Here is a 22575-nt window from a genome sequence, read left to right on the forward strand (position 1 = left end):
AAACCTTTTGACTCCAACATCAATGACAACAGCGCAGCATAAAAAAAGAAAAGAGGAAAATATCATGCCAAATATTACAGGACATACCGAATTAGTTGGATTAATGGCTTACCCGATCCGTCACACCCAGTCTCCGACAACCCACAACCTTGCATACGACAAAAACGGAGATGACGTCATTCAGCTTGCTTTCGAAGTTGATAACGATTCTTTAAAAGATGCTGTGCAGAGTATCCGCGCGCTGAAAATGCTCGGTTCCAATATTTCCATGCCAAACAAAACTGTTGTCCACAAATATCTGGACGAAGTAGATGAAGCAGCTAAGTTATGCGGCGCTATCAATACCGTAGTCAATCTCCGCGACGAAAACGGTCAGGTAACCGGAAAACTGAAAGGCTACAATACCGATGGTATGGGATACTGGCAGGCACTGACCGAAGAGGGCATCGATTTCAAGGGAATGAAGATGGTCCTGATCGGAACCGGCGGTGCTGCTACTGCAATTGCAGTGCGCGGTGCTCTGGATGGAGTTGCAGAAATTGAAATCTTCAATATCAAAGACAAATTCTACAGCCGTGGAGAGGAAATTGTTGATCTGATCAATAAGAACACCAACTGCAAGGCTACCATGAACGATCTGGCAGACAAAGACCTCCTGAAAGAAAAAATGCACGCAGCTGACCTGTTCTGCGATGCTACCGGCGTAGGAATGCATCCACTCGAAGACCTTTCCAACATTCCTGATCCTTCCTTCTTTAAAAAAGATCTCATCGTAACGGATACCGTTTACGCTCCGCGCGAAACCGTTATGATGAAACAGGCAAAAGAAGCAGGATGTGAGAAAGTATTCAACGGCATGGGCATGATGCTGTTCCAGGCACTCATCGCAATCAAGCTGTACACCGGAAAAGATACTCCGGTTGACTACATGAAAGAGAAACTTGGAATCTGATTTCCGGGCGAATCTTTTCCATCTTAAACCTTAATCAAAAACCAACACGAAAAGAGGAAATGAACTTTGCGTCATTTCCTCTTTTTTTCTTGCTTTCTTTCGGCATCTGGAGTATAATTCACTTCATATAGTAGCAGTTTAAAGTGCTACAGCACGATTTATCATCATGCGGAAATACGAGGAGAGAGAGGATTTCAAATTATGTCAAAACACATCACAGGACACACCGGATTATTATGTTTACTCGGAAGCCCGGTTGCACACAGTGTTTCTCCGGAAATGCACAACGAAGCATGCGACCAGCTCGGCCTTGATTATAGCTACCTTGCCTTTGATGTACCGGAAGACAAAATGCCGCAGGCAGTCGAAGGACTCCGCACCATGGGTGCAAGAGGCTGGAACATCACCATGCCTGGCAAAAATATCATGTGCAAATTGGCAGACAAGGTTTCTCCTGCTTCGGAGATCTCCGGCGCATGTAATACCATCGTCAACGACAACGGCGTTCTCACCGCTTACACCACCGACGGCGTCGGCTTCATGAGAGCAGTTGCAGAAAACGGCGTAGACATCATCGGCAAAAAGATGACTCTGCTCGGTGCCGGCGGCGCTGCTACTGCAATCCTGGTACAGGCAGCCCTCGACGGCGTGGCTGAGATCAATGTATTCAACGTCAGAGACAATTTCTTCGGAAGAGCCGAGGAAATCGTTGCAAAACTCAATGAGCGTACTTCCTGCAAGGTTACCCTGCACGACTTCTCCGATCCGGAAGTCCTTCGCGCATCCATCGCAGACAGCGCCATTCTTGTCAATGGAACTTCCGTCGGAATGGCTCCAAAAACCGAGAACACCATCATCACCGACACAACGATGTTCCACAAAGACCTCTTCGTTTTCGATGTGATCTACAATCCGCAGGAAACCCGCCTGCTGCGTGAGGCAAAAGAGGCTGGATGCAAGACCGGAAACGGTATGTACATGCTGTTATACCAGGGAGCTGCTTCCTTCAAACTGTGGACTGGCGAGGATATGCCGGTTGAGATCATCAAAGAGAAATACTTCTCCGGAAAATAAGAAGAACTCCTGCTTTGCCGAATTTTCCGCCTGCGGCGGGTCGCTTCGGCGACACGCGCAAAAAGCGACACGAACAAGAAACGGCAAAAGGCTTCTGCCACGGATTTTTATCCGCTGGCAGAAGCCTTTTTTATAATCTTTTTTATGATCTTTTTTGATCAGCCCGCTTTCTGTACTTCATCAAGCTGTGCTGTATACAGTTTATAATAATGGCCTTTCTTTGCCATCAGCTCATCATGTGTTCCGCTCTCCATAATACCGCCGTTATCGATATACATAATCTTATCGCAGTTGCGGATCGTAGACAGACGATGCGCAATGATAAATGAGGTTCTGCCCTTCAGCATGGCATTGAGTCCCGTCTGCAGTGCTTTTTCGGTCTGTACGTCAATGCTTGAGGTCGCCTCATCGAGAATCAGAATGGCCGGATCGGAAAGCAGGGTACGCGCAAACGAAATGAGCTGCTTTTGTCCCTGGCTCAGCATGGAACCACGCTCCCTTACCTCCGTCTGATAGCGATCCGGCATTTTGCTGATAAACTCGTCCGCACAGACAGTTCTGCTCGCCTTCACAATCTCCTCATGCGTTGCGTCAAGCTTTCCGTAACGGATATTATCCTCAATATCTCCCGAGAAAATAAAGCTGTCCTGCATCATAATACCCATCTGCTCACGCAGGGAATGAATGGTCACCTGCGAGATATCCTGTCCATCGATCAGGACGCGACCGCCATTGACATTGTAAAACCGTGAAATCAGATTGACAATCGTACTCTTTCCGGCTCCGGTCGGTCCGACAAGCGCCACACTCTCACCCGGTTTTACCGTAAACGAAACATCGTTTAAGATCTGTTTTGACGCATCGTACGAGAAATTTACGTGATCGAAGGTCACCTCACCGCGGATTTTTGGCATTTCAACGGCATCTTTTGCATCCTTTACCGTCACCGGCTCATCCATCGTCTCAAAGATACGTTCCAGATACGCAATGTTGTTGATAAAGTTATTGAAGATGTTTCCAATGTTCATGATCGGCTGCCAGAAATACGATGCATAGCTCGAAATCGCTACAATCGTACCAACCGACTTATTTCCCTGCCCGAAAAGGATCAGACCGGACAGAAAAATGGCAGCACGCACGCAGACGGAAATTGAATCGATACCCGGCCATACCAGGTTGGAATAGCGAACTGCTGTATTCCATGTTCTGCGGCAATCCTTGGAAAGATCTTTGAAAATCTCCGCATTCTCATCCTCTCGTGCAAAGATCTGCGTAATGCGGGCTCCGACAATATTCTCCTGCAGATAGGCATTCAGGTTTGAGTTCTTGTTCGAAACTGCCTGCCATGCACGTCTCTGTTTATTCTTGATCCAGACCATGAAAACGCACAGCACCGGCACGCCGCAGAGCACGACAAATGCCATCTGCACATCAACCAGAAACATGAAAATCACGATAAACAGAAGGTTGAAGCTCTCCAGAACGATGTTGATCAGACCATTTGACAGCATATCCGACACCGAGTTGACGTAATTGACAACCCGAATCAGGATCTTGCCGTGCGGGCGGTCATCGTAATACTGGAACGGCAGCTCCTGCAGATGTGCAAACAAATCTTTTCGGATATCATAGATGATACTCTGACTGACATCCACCATAATGCGGCTTCGGATTGTTGTGAAGATCACGCTCACCAGATAGATGCCGACCAGCATTCCCACAAGAGAAAATAAAAGCCTCTCGTTTTTCTCCGGAATTGCAAGGTCCAGCGCCCGCTGGATAATCATCGGCGCCACATAGCCGGACGCACCGCCGATGCCACTCAAAAGGATCGCAAAAACCATCCGTTTTGCATATTTTTTGATATAGGATGAAGCTCTGAGCAGATGCTTGATGTCAAACGGCTCTTCGAGCACTTCATCCTGCTTGTATGTATTTTTTGCCATTGCTTCCCCTCCTACAGTTCATCCACACCGGTCTGCAGCTTCACCAGTTCATAATAGTAACCCTTCTTCTCCATCAGTTCCTCATGTGTTCCCATTTCTTCAATATAGCCATTTTGCAGAACAATAATCTTGTCCGCTGTTTTCGTTGTCGAAATTCGCTGTGCAATCACAATCTTGGTACATGGAAAATCAAGCTCCCGTAAGGACTGCTGAATCTGTTTCTCTGTTTCCATATCAACCGCCGATGTTGTATCGTCAAGAATCAGAACCGATGGACGGATCGCCAGTGCTCTTGCCAGAGAAATTCTCTGCTTCTGGCCTCCGGAAAGACCAACACCGCGCTCTCCAACCAGGGTATCGTAGCCCTCCGGCATCTTTGAAATGAAATCTGCCGCAGCGGAATACCTTGCAAACTTGACAACCTCGTTCATCTTGATCGAATCATCGCCGTAGGCAATGTTTCCCTCGATCGTGTCAGAATACAGCAGAACATCCTGCGTGGCAAGTCCGATCTGTTTTCGGAGATCATACAGCTTCAGCTGTTCTACAGGAATTCCGTCAATCCGGATCTGTCCTTCTGTCGGCTCATAAAACCGCGGGATCAGATTGATCAGCGATGTCTTGCCGCAGCCGGTCTCGCCCATGATCGCAACCGTCTCGTTCGGATGGGCCGTGAAGGAAATATTGTGCAGAACCGGCAAATCACCATCCTCGTATTGGAAGGAAACGTTATCAAACTCGATTTTGCCTTCAAACCGCTCCGGATGGGAAACGGCATTTTCTTCGTCCCTGATTTTCGGTTCGGAGTAATACAGCTCCATGACCTTTTTCGACGCTGCTGAGAACCGCTGAAATTCGTTCATGATATTTCCCATCTGACGCATCGGATTGGCGATTGCCCAGATGAGGCCTGAAAATGCCACATAGTCTCCCATAGTAAGCTGTCCTCTGATCATAAAAACACCGCCGACTGCGAGCAGGACAACCGGCATCAGGTTCGCAATACTCTCGACAATCGGGAAAAATTTCAGCCATACCATTCCGGTTGCCTTATTCGTCTCCGCATAGTCGGTATTGGCACGGTCGAATTTCTCGATTTCGTAATCTTCTCTTGCAAACGCTTTGACAACGCGGTTTCCGGAAATATTCTCCTGTGCGCATGTATTCATCTGTGCCAGTTTTTCACGCAGCGCCGCATGCATCGGGGCAACGCGGTTCCGGAACAGATAGATAATCCAGAATACAAACGGTGAAATCACAAGAACGCACAGTGCCAGCTTCCAGTTCGTATACAGGAAGAAAACGGCCGCTGCAGCAAACAGAGAAAATGACTCAACCACCATTCGTACAACCCATGCAACCATGTGACGCACCGCATCCAGGTCTCCTGTCTGCCGTGTCATCAGATCTCCTGTCCGATAGGTACTGTAAAACGTCATATCCTGACGCTGAAGCTTGTCGTACAGATAATTCCGCACCCGGTACAGAACACTCTGCGACACCGTCTCATAGATCATACAGCTGCCATAAACAACGATAACACGCAGGAACGTAAAGCCGACCATCGCAAACAGCAAGCGGTAAAGCAGGTCACGGTGTACCTGAAGATTTGTCGCCGCGTTCTCCCCAGTTAAAAACAGATCCACAATTTTTCCCGAAAAATAGGGAATCGTAAGCTGCAGAATATTGTACAAAACGGTTCCGAGAATACCGACAAAGTACAGCGCCCGTTTTCCCTCCATGTTTTCCCACAGCCACGCAATTTTGTTTTTCGGGAATTGTTTCGTGTTGCTTTTCATGTTTTCATATCCCCCCTTATCTTAGGAAATTGAGTTACCAAATTCAGCATTAATTTTCTTTCAAATGCTTTCGCCATTGTATCAATTTTCATTTGGATATGATATAATGCGACTGTACAAAAATAGAATGTTTCTATTTTTCCGAAACTGATATTCCCAGAAAAATACTGAATATTTTTTACCTGAAGGGGGACTTTTCCGTTGAAGAATCTTTTTGAATACAGTGACATCCTGCACTCGCCGATTGAAGCCTTTTCCTGCTGCTCCGACAGTTTTTCCATGCCGGTCAAATCCCACTGGCACTATTTTACGGAGGTTCTTTATCTGCAGGAAGGTTCTCTTCTCGTGAGCTGCAACGATTCCGTCTACCACATAAAACCGGGCTCTTTCATCCTGTTTCCTCCACAGACGGTCCACGCACTTGCCGCAGACCAGGATCGGCCATTCCGCTATTTCTGTATCAAATTCAACCTGAACCGCATCCAGCTCACCGGAAGCTACCTTCCGAACCTGAGCTTTGCTTTCCATAAAATCGCCACAATGACCTATCCTTCGCTTTTGTTTACGCAGGAAGATCTCTCAGAGCTGAATCTCCATGATTTTTTTGTAACCCTTGAGAGGGAGGCTCTTGAAAAGAAATACGGTTATGATGCCTATATCTATTCTCTCTTTTCCACACTGTTTCTCCGGCTTCTGCGTATCTGGCACTGCCAGGGAATCTGTTTCAATCCCGAATCGATTTCCGAGAGTGAGGAACAGAGTATGCAGGATATCCTCGTCTATCTCGACCGCCATTCCCAGGAAAACATCAATATCGAGGCACTGGCACATAAATACAACATGAGCTACTCCTATTTTGCCAAACTTTTTCTGAAGCATTACGGGCAGAGCTGTAAGCAGTATATCGAGTTTATCCGCCTGAACAAGGTTGAAAACCTGCTTCTTTTTACCGACTATGACCTGAACTATATTGCAGCCGAGACCGGCTTTGCGGACTGCAGTCATCTGATCCGCACCTTTAAAAAGCGGTACCAGATCACCCCGCGGCAATTCCGTCAAAAGCACCAGACCACGGTTTCCTCGTCTCTCCCGGCGAAGCTGGGATAATCTGAAAATGAAAAAACCCTGCAAAAAAGAGCGTTGCCATAAGAAAACATGAAAAAAACCAGTAAAATCAATGTTTTTTAGGGCAGCGGAAAACGGGGCAGGTCAAAACAACTGAATAATCAGACAGAAACAGGGTGTTGTCAAGCATGACAGCGCCCTTTTCTGTTCCCCGGCTAAGCCGCAGATTTTGAAAAAGTCTGCGGCTTTTCTTTTTGCCCAAACGCAGAAAGAAGGCGACGGCCTATGTACTTCACTTCCGGCAGCGACCGGGCCTTTGAACAGCCCCAGCCCCGGCCAGAGCAGCCGGACGAGGCGGCACCGGGATTGGAAAACTCGGTGTTGGAAAATCCAACATCGGATAATCCGACACCGGGAAACCCGACATTGGAAAATCCAATGCAATTAAATAAAGATATATCAAGTAAAGAAAAAACAACTACGGATGTATCAATTACCGATTCCATTCCTATCCTTTCCCGACCCTTCCCCTCGGAGGACGAAGCGGCACAGCCGCCGGAACGGAAAGGAACGGGAGCGAAATCACAGAGCGCCATAGAGATTTATCGTGAGATCATCATGGACAACATCGAGTACGAACACCTTTGCCAGCACGCCAAGGGCATTGACCGGGAAACGCTGGACGAGATCGTGGACTTGCTGGTGGAAACCGTGTGCAGCGTCCGCAAGACCATCCGTATTGCCGGGGACGATTACCCGGCAGAGCTGGTGAAATCCAAGTTTATGAAGCTGGACAGCTCTCACACCGAGTTTGCTATGACATAATCGGCAATTATCCAAAACGCCGGGCGCGGAGGTGTCAAAGCCTCTGCGTCCGGCGCTCTTTTTCTTATGCCTGCCCCATTGGGAAGTTAGGCAGTTCTTCCAACAGTTTCAGAATAAGGTGCTGCTTCATATCTTCGTCAACGGCCAACTCGTCGATCATGGGGGTGTAGTGTTCGATCACTTTTTGTTTAGCCCATAGCTCACCGGCGACGGCGGCCCTGATGGTAGCTGTGTCCAGTAACATTTCCTGTTCGGCCATCGTGTCAACTCCTGTCGTTTTTTGTCTTATTCCAGCATACCACAGAACCGGCGGGAAAACCAGCGCCGGAAAGATTTTCCTACGCATTTCAAAGCCCGTTCCGACGGGTATTTGATAAATCATTCTGCCACCCCATCGACCACCGCCGAAAAGCCTTGATTTCCGTGGGCTTTTTGCCCCCTAAATGCGTAGACAGGAGGGGCTTTTGCTGGCTTTTGGTTTCATATTTCCAGTGTACCCAGCAATAGAAATGTGTTCTTCTAACATCTAATAATTCATATTTTATGCCTTGTATTCTCTCCTGAAAGGAAATATAATTAAATCTATTAGAGATAAAAAGTGTAGTACAATGCTGACATAAGGCAGGTGAACATAGAACAACATGAAAATTTTGATTGTTGAGGATGATTTAGAGATCAGCAAATTGCTGGCTGATTTTTTACAGGGAAATGGATATGAGGTGCTTTGTCAGTATGATGGGCTTCATGTGTTAGACTGCATACAAGAACATCAGATTGATCTTATTCTGCTTGATATAATGCTGCCTTATCGGAGTGGTGATACTATACTTGCGGATATTCGTAAATTCTCAACGGTTCCTGTCATAGTAATTTCAGCAAAGGAAACAACACAGAACAAGATTGATTTGTTGCGGCTTGGTGCGGATGATTACATTACAAAACCTTTCGATATGGAAGAAGTTCTCGCCAGAATTGAAAGCAACTTACGCCGGATTCAATTTCAAAACAGCACGCCGTCATCTTTGAAGTGCAATGATTTGGTTTTAGATTTAGACGGCAACAGAGCTATGCTACAAGGGGCGGAGTTACCTTTAACTGCGAAAGAATTTGCTATACTGGAATTGCTTATGAAATACCCGGACAAGATCTTCTCAAAGGCGAATTTGTTTCAAAGTGTTTGGAATACAGAGTATATCAGCGAGGACAACACCTTGAATGTCCATATTAGCAACTTGCGAAACAAGATGAAAGCCATTTGCCCGGATAAAGAGTTTATAGATACTGTGTGGGGCATTGGATACCGTTTGCATAAAGCCGAGGGGTAAGCTCTTGGCTTTATGCTTTTTATGGTTTCCAAATAGAAATTAAGAAATTCTTTATGATTTCCCCTTACACTAAAATGTAAAGGAGGATGACAACATGAGTTCTGTTATTTTGGAAGCACATGACTTAACAAAAGAATACCGGCACACAGTTGCCTTAGATCATATTGATTTGAAAATTGAAAAAGGGAAAATTTATGGCTTCATAGGCCAAAATGGAGCAGGAAAGACCACCTTTTTGAGATTGGTTACAGGATTAGCGTTTCCGACAAGCGGCACCTTATCGTTGTGGGGGAAAACCGTCGAAAAGGAATTGCAGGAACAGAGAAAGCGGATCGGTTGCATGATCGAAACACCTGCGCTTTTTCCGACAATGACCGCTTATCAAAATATGGAGATACAGCGTATCCAACGTGGTATCCCTGACAAAGCAGTTATCCAAAAAACTTTAGACATGGTAGGTCTGAAAGATACCGGGAAAAAAGCTGTCCGTAATTTTTCGCTGGGGATGCGACAGCGATTGGGTATTGCAATCGCACTATTAAATACACCAGAATTTCTTATTTTGGATGAACCGATCAATGGGCTTGATCCTGCTGGAATTGTGGAAATTCGTAATTTGCTAAAGTCCTTGAATAAGGAATACGGAATGACGATATTGGTATCCAGCCATATCTTAGAGGAACTGTATCAGACAGCATCAGAGTTTATTTTAATAGACAAAGGCAAAATTATCGAAGAAATATCAGATCGAGAACTAAATGATCGTTGCAAACGGCATATCGCAATAAAGGCAACTGATCCACAAAAAGCTCTGATCGTTTTGGAAGAAACGCTACACACAGATAGTTTTAAGCTGATGCCAGATGGCATAATTCGCCTATATGATTATCTCGATGATATGGAAAAAGTGGCTGCTGCTTTGTCAGATGCACATATTCTCGTTACAGGTCTTTCTGTGGCCGGTGATACATTAGAAGATTACTTTTTAAGCAAAATAGGAGGGACAGGAAATGTCAAATCTCCTAAAAGCTGAATTTTATAAGCTGTTCCATAGCTGGTATTTTTGGGGGATAGGATTGTTTAATCTCCTTTTAAGTAGTGTGTTGTTACTGGATAGCGTTGGGGAAACATCCAACCTTTTCTTTGCTTCGATATACAATATGCCAATCCTATATTTCCTCACAATCATCTTTTCTGCCCTGTTTGTTGGAAATGATTTTGGCAGAAGAACATTACAATCATATATCAATGCCGGACATCGACGCGGAAAGATACTATTTGCGAAGCTGGTAGTTCATCAAATCGCCTGCATGGTTATCCTGTCTTTTCCACTGTTGTTACATAGCATAATTGGTACGTTTGTCACTAAAGGAGCATTGGCAAGCATCGGCATAGTTGTAATGGTGATTGCTTCGCAATTTGCAATGTGCCTATTACCTTTTTTCTTTGCCTTCATTTTCCGTGATATAGGAAAGAGTATGGCTGTGCCGATGGTACTCTTTTTCTTAATGGTCTTTTTGATGAATGGAGATCAAGTGCAGCTTATCTCACAAATATTGCCTATGGGCCAGCTTCGGCTTATGGCATTGCAACAATCCAACATATCCGGCGGGCAATTCATGTTTTCAGATTTTTTATGGATACTGGCATTATGCTTAGGTACTTATCTGTGGTTCCGACGCTCGGATTTGAAATAACAAGGAGGTGTGGGAATGAACAACTTACTGAAAATGGAAAAATATCAATTATCACATAATATCTTTTATTGGTGCGGTTTAATAGGGATATTTTTGATTGGTTTTTTTACCGCAGATACTTATGTCCCGGAAGCTATGGGGCCTATGGGTGGGGCTGCTACATCCCTCGCAGATATTTTTAATGGAATGGTTTACGATTCAACCTTTCTCCTGATAATTATATCCAGTATTTTAGCTCTGATTTTAGGACAGGAATTTTCCAGTCGGACGATTGATCTTGAGGTCAATGCAGGACATTCGAGAAAAACCATTTTCTTTGCTAAAGTAATCTCATACTTAATTGCATTTAATATCATGGCTCTTGTTTATCCTGTGGCTGGTTGTATAAGAGAAAGTGTCCGCTTTGGTATTACCGAAGCAGGCAACCTTTGTTATCAGGTCAGTAAGGCGATTTTATATTCTCTGCTTTTGAACAGTGCGACTTTTCTTATTGCAATCTGGATTGTTTTTTGGTTAAGAAGCTCTGCAAGAGCAATAGCTGTTACCGCTTTAGTCACTTTTGTTCTTAGCCTTTATCTTGGGTATGGAATGATGTTTGATCTTCCTGTTGCATTTTTGGCAACCTATCAGATACGGGAAGCGGTTTTTTCTGTGACCTATTTTTTGCCATGGGCCATTTTAGTTGGCGTTGTTTGGATAGTTGCTTTGATAACCTTTTCATGGATTAGCTTTCGCAAATGTGAACTCAAATAACAAGGAGGGAGGTGTCTGGAATAAAGCTGTTGTTAATTTTAGTTATCGCAGTCTTGATAGTAGTGCTTTTCAAATATGTGCAAATCAAAAGACAAATCCGTAACCTATCGAAACAAATGACCGATCTTACAACTGGAAAATCGGAAAAGATGCTGGACATCTCTCTTGTTGATAAAGATATAGAACAACTGGCCGCAGTATTAAACCAGTATAATGAAAAGCAAAGACAGTCCATTGCAAGCACATTACGGCACGAAATGTATTTGAAAGAGTCCATTGCTAATATTTCACATGACTTGCGTACCCCTCTGACGGTAATACTTGGCCATTTACAATTATTAAAAAAGGAGAATTTATCAGCAGGTCAAACACAGCGTATAGAAACCATTTATAATAAAGCAGAAAGAATGAAAGCGCTGATACAAACCTTTTACGATGTTTCTGTAATAGACGCAAAAGAAGTAACTCCTGTGCGTGAAGATTTCAACTTAACAAATTTGCTGATAAATCTTATCACAGAGAACGCCCCAGCATTGGAAGCAAAAGGCATATCTCCTGTAATTGGTCTGCCAGATCATTCCGTTTATCTCCATTCGGACTATGGTATGGTAGAACGTATTTTTCAAAATCTTATTATAAATGCTATTCGATATTCCTCTGGCTCGATTAAAATTGACTTGAAGCAAGGCAAAGAAAAGAGTGCTATTTTTATCATTGAAAATCCCATTGATAGTAAGGTGGAAATAGACCCAAACCGACTATTTGAAAGATTTTATACCGGGGACAAATCAAGGCATAATAGCGGTACAGGAGTGGGGCTTGCTGTGGTAAAACTATTAACTGACAAGCTCGGCGGCAATGTGTTCGCTAAAATTGAAAATGATACACTAACCATTTCTTTGGAAATCAAATAAACAGTATTGTTTCAACTGCCGGGCGACGGCAAAGAAAAAAAGCCGTCGTACAACAGCCCTTTTGACACGCCCATAAAACCAGCGGCGGCTTTGAGAAATCAAGGCCGCCGCTTCTCTTTGCCCAGCGCAGGATCGGCGGCCCACGGAGGGAGCCGCCATGCTGATATACTGTCCCGTGACTATGAATTGGAACAGACTAACCTTACAAACCTTGTCGAATATCTTCGGCAAGAAGTCAAGGAACAGGAAAAGCAGAAAGTCAATGTCAGACAGTTTATTGCAGCGGTCAGGAAGTACACTGATATGCAGCAGCTTGACGCCTCTGTTCTCCGGGAGTTTGTGGAGAAAATTTATATCTCCGAGGTTTATACGCCGGACGAGAATGAGCCGCGCATCAAGGTCAGAGAAATCGAGATCGTCTATAACTTCATTGGTGCATTTGATTTTGAGGACGCAAGGGAGCAATCCCAAGCAGCCCAAAAAGAAAAGAAAACCGGCGTAGCCTAAACTACGCCGATTCTCTCACATAAATGTTTTCTTACGTCACCGCCCCTAAGCAGGGCTTTGTCTATAGTCTGAAATCTCCCGGAGTTTTTCCGGGAGATTTTTTTCACAGGACGCCTTTTCTGATCAGAAAATAACGCTTTTAGATATTGAGCAGATCACTGAATACCTTCAGTGCTCCGTCTGTCTCATGAGCCAGAACGCGTTTTGCAAGGACTTTACCAAGCTGGACGCCTTCCTGGTCGAAGCTGTTTACGTTCCACAGGAATCCCTGGAACATGATCTTATTCTCGAAGTGTGCAAGCAGTGCTCCCAGCGTCTTCGGATTTACCTGATCTCCGATGATGATGCTGGACGGACGGCCGCCTTCGAAGTTTTTGTTTTTATTCTCATCTGCTTTACCGCAGGCAAATGCAACGATCTGAGCTGCTACGTTTGCGCAGAGTTTCTGCTGGCTGGTGCTGCCCTGGATGTCGACATCGGTCTCCATCTGGTTATTGCGGAAGCCTACAAACTGCAGCGGAACGATATCAGTTCCCTGATGCAGCAGCTGATAGAAGGAATGCTGTCCGTTGGTACCTGGCTCACCGAAGAGAACCGGACCGGTCGGGTAATTGACCGGCTCGCCGAAGCGGTTGACCGATTTACCGTTGGACTCCATATCTACCTGCTGTAAGTGAGCCGGGAAACGGTTCAGTGCCTGGGAGTACGGAAGAACTGCAGTGCTCGGATAGCCAAGAACGTTTCTCTCGTAAACACCGATCAGCGCATCGAGCATCTCCGGGTTCTGTAATACGTCTTTGTTTGCAGAAAGTTTATCTTCTGCTGCAGCGCCCTCGAGGAATGCTGCGAATACTTCCGGTCCGAAAGCCAGGGACAGAACAGCGCCGCCGACTGCGGATGTGGAAGAATAACGGCCTCCGATGTAGTCATCCATGAAGAATGCTGCCAGATAGTCGTCGCTCTTTGCCAGCGGAGAAGTCTCACTGGTAACGGCGATCATATGCTTGGATGCATCCAGGCCTGCATTTTTCAGAGCGTCTTTTACGAAGGACTCATTGGTCAGAGTCTCCAGTGTGGTTCCGGATTTGGATACCAGAACGAAGATGGAATGTGCTACGTCGATCGAATTCAGAACAGCTGCTGCGTCATCCGGGTCAACGTTGCTGATGAATTTTGCTTCCATTTTGAAGCAGCCGTTTTTCTTTGCCCAGTTTTCCAGAGCCAGATACATCGCACGCGGGCCAAGGTCGCTTCCGCCGATACCGATCTGCACAACGGTGGTGAATTTTTCACCTGCTGCGTTGGTGATCTCACCTGCATGTACTTTGTTCGCAAACTCTGCGATGCGGTTCTGCTGCTCTACGTAGAAAGCACGTTTGTCTACGCCGTCTGCCGTAACGGTGTTTCCGAGCTGGCCGCGGGTCAGCTGATGAAGCACGAGACGGTTCTCTCCGGTGTTGATGACAGCACCGTTGTAAAGCTCCTCAAATTTTTCAGAAAGCTGTGCCTCTTCTGCCAGTTTTACGAGTGCGGCAAGGACATCCTCATTCACCTGTTTTGCTGCGTAGTTATACGCAAGTCCTTCTGCCATCGGAACGCTGTAAGATTTTACGCGCTCTGCTCCGTTTTCGCCGGACATCACCTCGGCAAGATTGACACGCTCCACTTTTTTCAACTCCTCAAAAGAAGCCAGTTTATCAAGATTGTTCCAGGTAACCATTGTTAAGTTCCTCCTGTTTTTTTATTTTGTCTCTCTATTCCGTCCGCGGAAACATTTTTATTCCCGCTATTATACCAATGAAACAGACTGCTTGCTAAAAACAGTCTGTTTCGTGATATTTTTTTATTTCGTATAGTTATAAGAAAGAGCTCTTGCGATCTCCACTGATATTCCGGCAGAGTCTTTGTCATGGACAGTGCCTCATCGATATCGTAATCTACATACTCACCGTTCTTGTATGCAACAACGCGGTCTGTTTTGCCTTCCAGAAGAAGGTCAACTGCGTAAGCACCCATGATGGACGCATATACACGGTCTTTACATGTCGGGCTTCCTCCACGCTGCATATGTCCAAGGATCGTTGCACGGGTCTCGATGCCGGTTGCAGCTTCGATTCTGCGCGCCATGCTGGTGGAATGGCCGATGCCCTCAGCATTTACGATGATATGATGTTTTTTGCCTTTTCTACGGTTCTCGATGATGTTGTTGATGATCTTCTGCTCATCGTAATCGTATTTCTCCGGAAGAAGAATATCCTCTGCGCCGTTTGCGATACCGCACCAAAGAGCGATATATCCGGCATTACGTCCCATAACCTCGATGATCGAGCATCTCTCATGGGAAGTGGAAGTATCTCTTACTTTATCAATGGCTTCCATTGCAGTGTTTACCGCGGTATCAAAACCGATGGTATATTCTGTGCAGGCGATATCCAGGTCGATGGTTCCCGGTACACCTACGGTGTTAATTCCAAGAGCTGCCAGTTTCTGCGCTCCTGCAAAAGATCCGTCTCCGCCGATAACTACCAGTCCGTCGATGCCGTGTTTTCTGCAGACATCTGCAGCACGTTTCTGGCCTTCCAGTGTACGCATCTCTGCGCAGCGGGCGGTATAAAGGATGGTACCTCCGCGCTCGATGGTGTCGGATACATCGCGGGCTGTCATGTCGATGATTTCTTCGTTCATCAGTCCGTCGTAGCCTTTCAGGATACCTTTCATCTGAACGCCCTTCTGCAGACCTCTTCTTACGGCTGCACGGATCGCTGCGTTCATACCTGGTGCATCACCACCGCTGGTAAGCACTCCGATTGTCTTTACCTTGTTAGTCGTTGCCATATGAATTCCTCCATCTCATCACACACATTAATAAACGAGTAGTTTTATTTATTAATCACACACAGTTTTATTTTAAAGCATTCAGGCCCTTTTTTCAATACTCTTTTCTACAACTTTCACGTTTCCGGTACCGAATTTTGCCTGAAGTGACGCCACCAGACGGGCATCTGCCTGCACATTGCGGCTCGGCGGCAGTTTTTTCATCGCTTTGATCGATTTGATGTAGAGAATCACGCTGTCCTTGCCGTCGGATTCATGCAGCATCTGGTACAGATCCGCCACTTCTCTCTCGTACGTTTCCTTGTCCGGGAACTGGATCCAGAGCTCTTTCGGGATGCCAGCAAACGGGAAAATTTTCTCGCAGATCAGCTTGCTCGGCTTATCATCCTCCGCGGAAACACGGCCCTGGATGAAGACACGCGCATCGGTCTGCATCATCGGTGCGTTTTTCTCGTAATCGCGCGGGAATACGACGATTTCCATACTGCCGACGAGGTCCTCGAGTGTGAGAAATGCCATTGTCTTGTTATTCTTTGTATATTTGATTTTTTTATCCGTGATAATGCCGCCGACAATCTCTTTCGCGCCGTCGGTGACGGATGGGAAACCCGTCTCCTCATCCGGCTGGAAGTCTGTCGTTACCGCGGAAATGTTCTTCCGCCAGCACTCCTCCTGCTCCTCGAGCGGATGACCGCTGACGTAGATGCCGAGCACCTCTTTTTCGAGCGCCAAAAGATCACTCTTTTCGTATTCTCCGACATCCGGGTACACCGTTTCATACGACCGTTTGGTCGTCTCATCTACGAAGTCAAACAGACTCATCTGGCCGCTTAACGAATCTTTTTTCTCGCGCGCCACATCATCGAGCACATTGGCGTAGACGAACATGAGCTGCTTTCTCGTCACGCCGAAGCAGTCGAATGCGCCCGCCTTGATAAAGTTCTCGACGGTCCGCTTGTTGACTTCTTTTCCGCTCAGGCGCTCCGCGAAATCCTTTAACGAGCGGAACGGTCCGTTTGCACTCCGCTCCTCCACGATCGCCTCCATGACCGGCTTTCCGATGCCTTTGACCGCCGCCATGCCATAGCGGATCGCCTGGCCGTCTACCGTGAATTTTCCTTCGCTTCGGTTGATGTCCGGCGGCAGAATGGAAATGCCCATCTGCCGGGAACTCAAGATATACTCTGCGACTTTTCCCGGGTTATCGATGCAGGAGGTCATCAGAGCCGCCATGAACTCAACCGGGTAATAGTATTTCAGCCATGCCGTCTGGTACGATACGAACGCGTACGCCGCCGCATGGGATTTGTTGAAGGCGTATTTCGCGAAGTCGATCATCTCGTCGTAGATCTTGTTCGCTGTCTTCTCATCAATGCCGTTTTTGATACAGCCCGGCACGCCCTCGGCCTCGTTTCCATAAACGAAATTCTGGCGCTCTTTTTCCATGACAGATGCCTTTTTCTTCGACATCGCACGGCGCACCAGATCGGCCCGTCCAAGCGAATAGCCCGCCAGTGCCTGTACGATCTGCATAACCTGTTCCTGGTAGACGATACAGCCGTACGTCGGCTCCAGAATCGGTTTTAAGAGCGGTGTATCGTACGTAACGGATTCCGGGTTGTTTTTTCCTTTGATGTACTGCGGAATAAAATCCATCGGGCCCGGACGGTACAGGGAAATTCCGGCGATGATATCCTCGAGGCTCTGCGGTTTTAACTCCTTCATGAAGTTTTTCATTCCCGCACTCTCGAGCTGGAACACACCGACCGTTTTCGATGCGCCGATCATACCGAGCACTTTCGGATCGTTGTAATCGATGTGAAGCAGATCAATTTTCTTATTGCTGTAACGCTCTGCGAGCTTTGTCGCATTCTGAATGACGGTCAGGGTCCGAAGTCCTAAGAAGTCCATTTTCAGAAGTCCCAGTTCCTCGAGCGTCGTCATCGTGAACTGCGTGACGATCGTTCCGTCGCTTCCTCGCGAGAGCGGCACAAATTCCACCAGCGGACGCGAGCCGATGACAACACCGGCGGCGTGCATCGACGTGTGGCGCGGCAGACCTTCAAGTCTCCGTGACATGTCGATCAGATGTGCAACCTCTTCATTGCCCTGATACAGCTCCCGCAGCTCGTGGTTCATCTGCAGTGCCTTGTCGATCGTGATATTCAGCTCATTCGGAATCATCTTCGCAATCGAATCGACCTGTGCATACGGCATATCCAGCACACGGCCGACATCGCGGATGACACCGCGCGCCGCCAGTGTACCGAATGTGACGATCTGTACAACGCGGTCCTTGCCGTATTTTCTCGTTACATAGTCGATGACCTCCGGGCGGCGTTCGAAGCAGAAATCCACGTCGATATCAGGCATGGTAACTCGTTCCGGGTTCAGGAAACGCTCGAACAGGAGCTGGTACCGCATCGGGTCCAGCTGTGTGATGCCAAGGGTGTAGGAAACAATACTTCCGGCCGCCGATCCTCGTCCCGGTCCGACCATGATGTCGTGGTCGCGCGCAAATTTGATGAAATCCCACACGATCAGGAAGTAATCGACGTAACCCATCGTTTTGATCGTATCAAGCTCGTATTTCAGCCGCGCCTTCAGTTCATCTGTCGCCGGGTGATACCGTTCCTCGAGGCCGTCGTAGCAGAGCTTATTTAAGTATTCCCAGGAAGTGTATCCCTCCGGCACATCGAATTTCGGAAGTTTTGTGACACCAAATTCGATCTCCACATTACACCGGTCTGCAATTTTCTGTGTATTTTCGATTGCCTGCGGTGCATACGGGAAGAGCGATGCCATCTCCGCCTCGGATTTCACGAAATACTGTCCGCCCTCGTAGCGCATGCGGTCCTCATCCGTGATCTTCTTTCCGGTCTGCAGGCACAGAAGAATATCGTGGGAATCCGCATCTTCTGCGTACGTGTAGTGAATATCATTCGTCGCCACCAGCTCGATGCCGGTTTCTGCCGAGAGGCGCATCAGCTGCTGATTGACCATCCGCTGCTCCGAGATGCCGTGATCCTGCAGTTCCAGGAAGAAATTGCCTTTTCCGAAAATCTTCTCATACCGCAGTGCGGCCTCTTTTCCCATCTCGTACTGGTTCCGCACCATCGCACGCGCCACCTCACCTGCAAGGCAGGCGGAAAGCGCGATAATGCCCTCGTGATACTTTTCCAGAATCTCCATGTCGACACGCGGCTTATAGTAAAATCCATCGATAAAGCCCGCCGAAACAATCTTCATCAGATTGGAATAGCCCGTATTATTTTCCGCCAGCAGAACCAGATGGTAGTACCGGTCCTCTCCGCGGCTGGTTTCGCGGTCGAAACGGGAACCCGGCGCCACGTAAACCTCACAGCCGAGGATCGGCTTGATGCCCTGCGCGCGGGCTTCTTTATAAAAATCGATACAGCCGAACATGACGCCGTGATCGGTGATCGCGGCGCTGTTCATGCCAAGCTCCTTGACTCTGGCAACGTACTCTTTGATCTTGTTCGATCCGTCCAGAAGGCTGTATTCGGTATGTACATGTAAATGCGTAAAACTCATCGTTTTCTCCTCTATTTTCCAAAGGCATGTTCCGTTGTCTCCAAGATCGTCTGCACCAGGCTGTCCGGCTCGATCGGCTTGGTCAGATGGCTGTTCATGCCCGCCGCGCGGCATCCCTCTTTGCTCTCTTCGGAGGACTGCGCCGTCATCGGGATGATCGGGACTTGTTTTGCTTCCGGAAGCTCCATGGCGCGGATCTGCTGCGCTGCCTCAAGGCCGCCCATCACAGGCATCATCAGATCCATTAAAATCACATCAAATTTCTGCGGATTCGCCGCATACTTTTCGACCGCCTCGCGGCCGTTCCATGCCTCTTCCACCGTCGCACCGTGATCGGTCAGGTAAAACTCGGCGATTTCCATGTTGATCTCATTATCCTCGACAAGCAGAACGTGGAAGTGGACAAGCTCTTTTCCTGCGATCCGTGTCTTTACTTCCTGAATCCGCTGTTCCTCGCAGTCAATGTAAAACGGAAGCCGGAATACATACGTCGTTCCGACGCCCTGCTGGCTCGTTACCTCGATCGTGCCCTGCATTTTTTCGATCAGTTCTTTGACGATCGACATGCCAAGGCCCGTTCCCTTGTACTGCGTTCTCGCACCGGACTTCTCCTGTGTGAACGGATGGAACAGCTCTTTTTCGATAAATTCGCTGCTCATTCCGATGCCGCTGTCCATGATGCGGAACTCGTAGACGACCCGGGTTCCGTCGCAGGAGACTTCGCCCGCATACGTATCGATCATTCCGCCTGGCTTGTTGTACTTGATTGCATTGCTGAAGAGATTCAGCATAATCTGCCGCAGGCGCAGCGGACTGCCGATCAGTCTCGTGTGCGTCAGCTCACCGCGGTGCGTACAGTGGGTAATGCCCATCTCCGTAATCTGCGCATTGACAAGGGATGCCACATCATCCATCAGATGCGTCAGGTCAAAAGAAACGCTCTCGATCGTCTCTTTTCCGGACTCCAGCTTATTCATATCGAGCACATCGTTGACGAGTGCCAGCAGATGGCTTGCGGAAAGATTGATTTTATCGAGGCAGTCGTCCACTTTTGCCTCATCCTGCCGGTTTTTGCGGATGATATCCAGCATGCCCATAATGCCATTGATCGGCGTGCGCACATCGTGGCTCATGCGGTTCATAAATTCTGTTTTTGCACGACTTGCACTGTCTGCAGCTCTAAAGGCATCCTGAAGCTGTATCTTCTCCCTCTCTTCCCGGCTGTGGAACTCTGACGTATCACGGAAAAGGATCATGCCGTGTACCACAACGCTCTCCCGCTTTGTCTTTCGGTCGTAGACGGTATCCTGTGACATAAGAACCGTCTTCTGCAACCATATTCTTCTGCCGGACTCATCTGTTTCCTGATACTCCACGACTACCTGCTTATCTCCGTTTTCAAAGCGCTGCAGCAGTTTCTTCGAGGAATCCACAATGCGGTATGATTCCAATGTCTCCTCCGCGACAAACGCACTGCATTCCCCGCAGTATTTCTCGTAGGAACACGGCAGATCTATATTGAGGTCAAATTTCTTCTGCCCGCTGTGGTAAAAAATCTGCTCCAGCGAATCATTCGTCAGATCAACGGCCAACACGGCCTCGGCCGTCTCGAGAAGTGCCTCGGCGTAGTGGCTGTTTTCAATGATCGACTGTTTCATCTGTTCATAGTATTGGTCGAGCTGTTCTTTTTCATTCCGAGCAGCTTCCTCATCGGAGCGGAACCGCTCAAAGCCCATCAGAAAATGGTGCAGTCCGCCGTCCTCGGCCGCGTCGTAGAACAGAATGGTGACTTTTCCCCGGCAGAGCGCTTCCCCTTCGCTGCCCTCCCGATACTCGCACAGAATTTCTACGCTCTCTTCTCCCTTCTGATAGCACTCCTTCAGATGGGTAAGATCCAGCATTCTACGCATTTCCTTTCTCTTTTCCTCATCCGTGATGCCCTGCACAATATGCTCGGCCGCACCGGTATAGCTGCCGTCCTCGGCAAGGAAAAAGCCCGAAACGGCGCGCAGAATCCGATACTGGTCCTGTCTTGCATTGCAGTAAATACAGTTGGAAAAATGGTATCCCTTTTTCTTTACGACGTCCAGCGCTTCCAGGCTGATCTTCCGCTCTGCGGCGGCTTCTTCCATCTTCGCGCGGTTTTTGTCGATATACATGTTCTGGTCCGCATGGCGGAACAGTTCCCGGATATCACAGTCTTCAAATTCCGTGGACAGTGCATAGCCTCCGGCGTAGCTGATCGGCATCTCCGGGTGCTGGCGGGAATATTCTGCCGTCTGCGTGCGGATGTGCTTCATGCACGCTTCCACTTCTTCGCGGTTCAGTCCGCGCAGAATGGCAAGAAACTCATCTCCGCCGTTTCTTCCGACGAAATACTCCTCCGGGACTGCTTTTCGAAGCTGAACGGCAAAGGAACGGATATATTCGTCTCCCTTATCGTGACCCAGACTGTTGTTGATCGTGCGCAGATTGTTGAGGTCAAACACGCAGACCGCATACACGCCGGAAATTTCTTCTCCTCCGTCGCTTCCCTCCAGAATCTCTTCGCATTTATTTTTATTTGGCAGGCCCGTCGCCTCATCGAGATAGACTTTCTTCTGCAGAATACGGTTCATCGCCGCATAGCGGACGGCCTTGATCAGCTCCATACCGATGACAAACACCAGACCGATGATATCTCCTACTACCACCTGCTCCAGCTTCTTCAGCGAAGACGCCATTCTCTGCGAATACGCTTCCGCAAGGCCCGTCGCCTCGTCACAGATTTTGAAAAAGGTCTCACTCTTTTCGATAATCGCGGTATTCTCATATCCTTTTTCACGCACCAGCAGAATCTCTGCCTTCAGCTCTTCAAAATACGATGCCAGCTCAGTCATCTTATCCTGAAAATCCCGGTCATCCAGGCGCACCAGATCCAGCTCGCTGCTTCCGTTCTGCAGACCGTCGATATAAGCGTTGATGTCTGCAATCATCGTATCCTGCGGTTCTCCCGCATCCTCCAGCTTGATAATCCGCTGCGTTTTTCCGCGCACCAGACCGGCATAGTTGACAACGCGGGCCGTTCCCTGTATTTTCTCGACCATCGACATAATGCAGAAAAACAGAATAATCAGAATGATCGTCAAAACCGTCATTGCGGTTTTGGAAATAAAAGATGTTTTTTTCTTACTTTTCTTTTTCTTCATCTCTCTCCATCAGATCCTGTGTCATTTTTTGTCATATAGATCATATTATAAGCGCAATCCTCTCTTCGCGCAACCGCAAACCGGGCGCAGAAAAAATTTCAAAATTTTATCTGCTGTCTGACACAAAAAAACGGACACCG

The 22575-nt window shown here is 47.6% G+C and carries 15 protein-coding genes and 2 pseudogenes; 10 read left to right on the forward strand and 7 right to left on the reverse strand.

Annotation, left to right across the window (positions count from 1 at the left end; translation table 11 throughout):
* Nucleotides 1-61 precede the first annotated feature (61 nt).
* Both DXA55_RS03940 and aroE read left to right on the forward strand, forming a co-directional pair.
* Complete coding sequence (locus tag DXA55_RS03940; RefSeq protein ID WP_334291836.1) at nucleotides 62-952, forward strand: quinate/shikimate dehydrogenase; 891 nt, start codon at nucleotides 62-64, stop codon at nucleotides 950-952.
* Between the two features lie 201 nt (nucleotides 953-1153).
* A complete protein-coding gene (aroE, locus tag DXA55_RS03945; RefSeq protein ID WP_055218962.1) occupies nucleotides 1154-2026 on the forward strand; it encodes a shikimate dehydrogenase in 873 nt (290 codons plus the stop codon).
* A gap of 158 nt (nucleotides 2027-2184) precedes the next feature.
* Here the strand turns inward: aroE and DXA55_RS03950 are convergent, their stop codons facing one another.
* Both DXA55_RS03950 and DXA55_RS03955 read right to left on the reverse strand, forming a co-directional pair.
* Nucleotides 2185-3972 (reverse strand): ABC transporter ATP-binding protein, encoded by a 1788-nt coding sequence (locus DXA55_RS03950; protein ID WP_117813076.1) that lies wholly within the window; start codon nucleotides 3970-3972, stop codon nucleotides 2185-2187.
* Between the two features lie 11 nt (nucleotides 3973-3983).
* Complete coding sequence (locus DXA55_RS03955; protein ID WP_055267790.1) at nucleotides 3984-5771, reverse strand: ABC transporter ATP-binding protein; 1788 nt, start codon at nucleotides 5769-5771, stop codon at nucleotides 3984-3986.
* Nucleotides 5772-5972: 201 nt separating this feature from the next.
* On the opposite strand from DXA55_RS03955, the gene DXA55_RS03965 reads away from it, so the two are divergent.
* Nucleotides 5973-6878, forward strand: a complete 906-nt coding sequence (locus DXA55_RS03965) for an AraC family transcriptional regulator (RefSeq protein ID WP_055267788.1) — start codon at nucleotides 5973-5975, stop codon at nucleotides 6876-6878.
* A 273-nt stretch (nucleotides 6879-7151) separates the two neighbouring features.
* Nucleotides 7152-7655, forward strand: a pseudogene (locus DXA55_RS03970) (DUF6017 domain-containing protein); the annotation flags it as partial.
* A 70-nt stretch (nucleotides 7656-7725) separates the two neighbouring features.
* Here DXA55_RS03970 and DXA55_RS19490 read toward each other — a convergent pair.
* Nucleotides 7726-8043, reverse strand: a complete 318-nt coding sequence (locus DXA55_RS19490; RefSeq protein WP_242998350.1) for a helix-turn-helix domain-containing protein — start codon at nucleotides 8041-8043, stop codon at nucleotides 7726-7728.
* A 259-nt stretch (nucleotides 8044-8302) separates the two neighbouring features.
* On the opposite strand from DXA55_RS19490, the gene DXA55_RS03980 reads away from it, so the two are divergent.
* The 6 genes from DXA55_RS03980 (at nucleotide 8303) to DXA55_RS04005 (ending at nucleotide 12857) form a co-directional block, all read left to right on the forward strand.
* Nucleotides 8303-8986, forward strand: a complete 684-nt coding sequence (locus DXA55_RS03980) for a response regulator transcription factor (RefSeq protein WP_055267786.1) — start codon at nucleotides 8303-8305, stop codon at nucleotides 8984-8986.
* A 94-nt stretch (nucleotides 8987-9080) separates the two neighbouring features.
* Nucleotides 9081-10019, forward strand: a complete 939-nt coding sequence (locus DXA55_RS03985; protein ID WP_055267784.1) for an ABC transporter ATP-binding protein — start codon at nucleotides 9081-9083, stop codon at nucleotides 10017-10019.
* Nucleotides 9997-10683 carry an ABC transporter permease gene (locus DXA55_RS03990; RefSeq protein WP_117804448.1) on the forward strand — a complete coding sequence of 229 codons (687 nt, stop codon included), beginning with the start codon at nucleotides 9997-9999 and terminating at the stop codon, nucleotides 10681-10683. The genes DXA55_RS03985 and DXA55_RS03990 overlap by 23 nt, the downstream gene beginning before the upstream one ends.
* Before the next feature lie 15 nt (nucleotides 10684-10698).
* The gene (locus DXA55_RS03995; RefSeq protein WP_055267780.1) at nucleotides 10699-11436 is read left to right on the forward strand and encodes an ABC transporter permease; all 738 of its coding nucleotides are present in this window, start codon (nucleotides 10699-10701) and stop codon (nucleotides 11434-11436) included.
* 11 nt (nucleotides 11437-11447) lie between these two features.
* On the forward strand, nucleotides 11448-12350 hold the full coding sequence (locus DXA55_RS04000) for a sensor histidine kinase (RefSeq protein WP_055267777.1): 903 nt from the start codon (nucleotides 11448-11450) through the stop codon (nucleotides 12348-12350).
* A gap of 6 nt (nucleotides 12351-12356) precedes the next feature.
* Entirely contained in the window at nucleotides 12357-12857 is a 501-nt protein-coding gene (locus DXA55_RS04005; RefSeq protein ID WP_117510059.1) for a DUF4368 domain-containing protein, read from the forward strand.
* Nucleotides 12858-12996: 139 nt separating this feature from the next.
* On the opposite strand, the gene DXA55_RS04010 is transcribed toward DXA55_RS04005, so the two are convergent.
* The 4 genes and pseudogenes from DXA55_RS04010 to DXA55_RS04025 form a co-directional block, all read right to left on the reverse strand.
* Nucleotides 12997-14577 carry a glucose-6-phosphate isomerase gene (locus DXA55_RS04010; RefSeq protein ID WP_022462042.1) on the reverse strand — a complete coding sequence of 527 codons (1581 nt, stop codon included), beginning with the start codon at nucleotides 14575-14577 and terminating at the stop codon, nucleotides 12997-12999.
* Between the two features lie 123 nt (nucleotides 14578-14700).
* Nucleotides 14701-15692 (reverse strand): annotated as a pseudogene (gene pfkA / locus DXA55_RS04015) (6-phosphofructokinase).
* 81 nt (nucleotides 15693-15773) lie between these two features.
* On the reverse strand, nucleotides 15774-19247 hold the full coding sequence (locus DXA55_RS04020; protein ID WP_117813078.1) for a DNA polymerase III subunit alpha: 3474 nt from the start codon (nucleotides 19245-19247) through the stop codon (nucleotides 15774-15776).
* 11 nt (nucleotides 19248-19258) lie between these two features.
* Nucleotides 19259-22435: an ATP-binding protein gene (locus DXA55_RS04025; RefSeq protein ID WP_117813079.1), complete on the reverse strand. Its 3177-nt coding sequence runs from the start codon at nucleotides 22433-22435 to the stop codon at nucleotides 19259-19261.
* Nucleotides 22436-22575: the final 140 nt, after the last annotated feature.

It is taken from the genome of Blautia sp. OF03-13, assembly GCF_003460685.1.
Lineage (GTDB): Bacteria > Bacillota > Clostridia > Lachnospirales > Lachnospiraceae > Fusicatenibacter > Fusicatenibacter saccharivorans.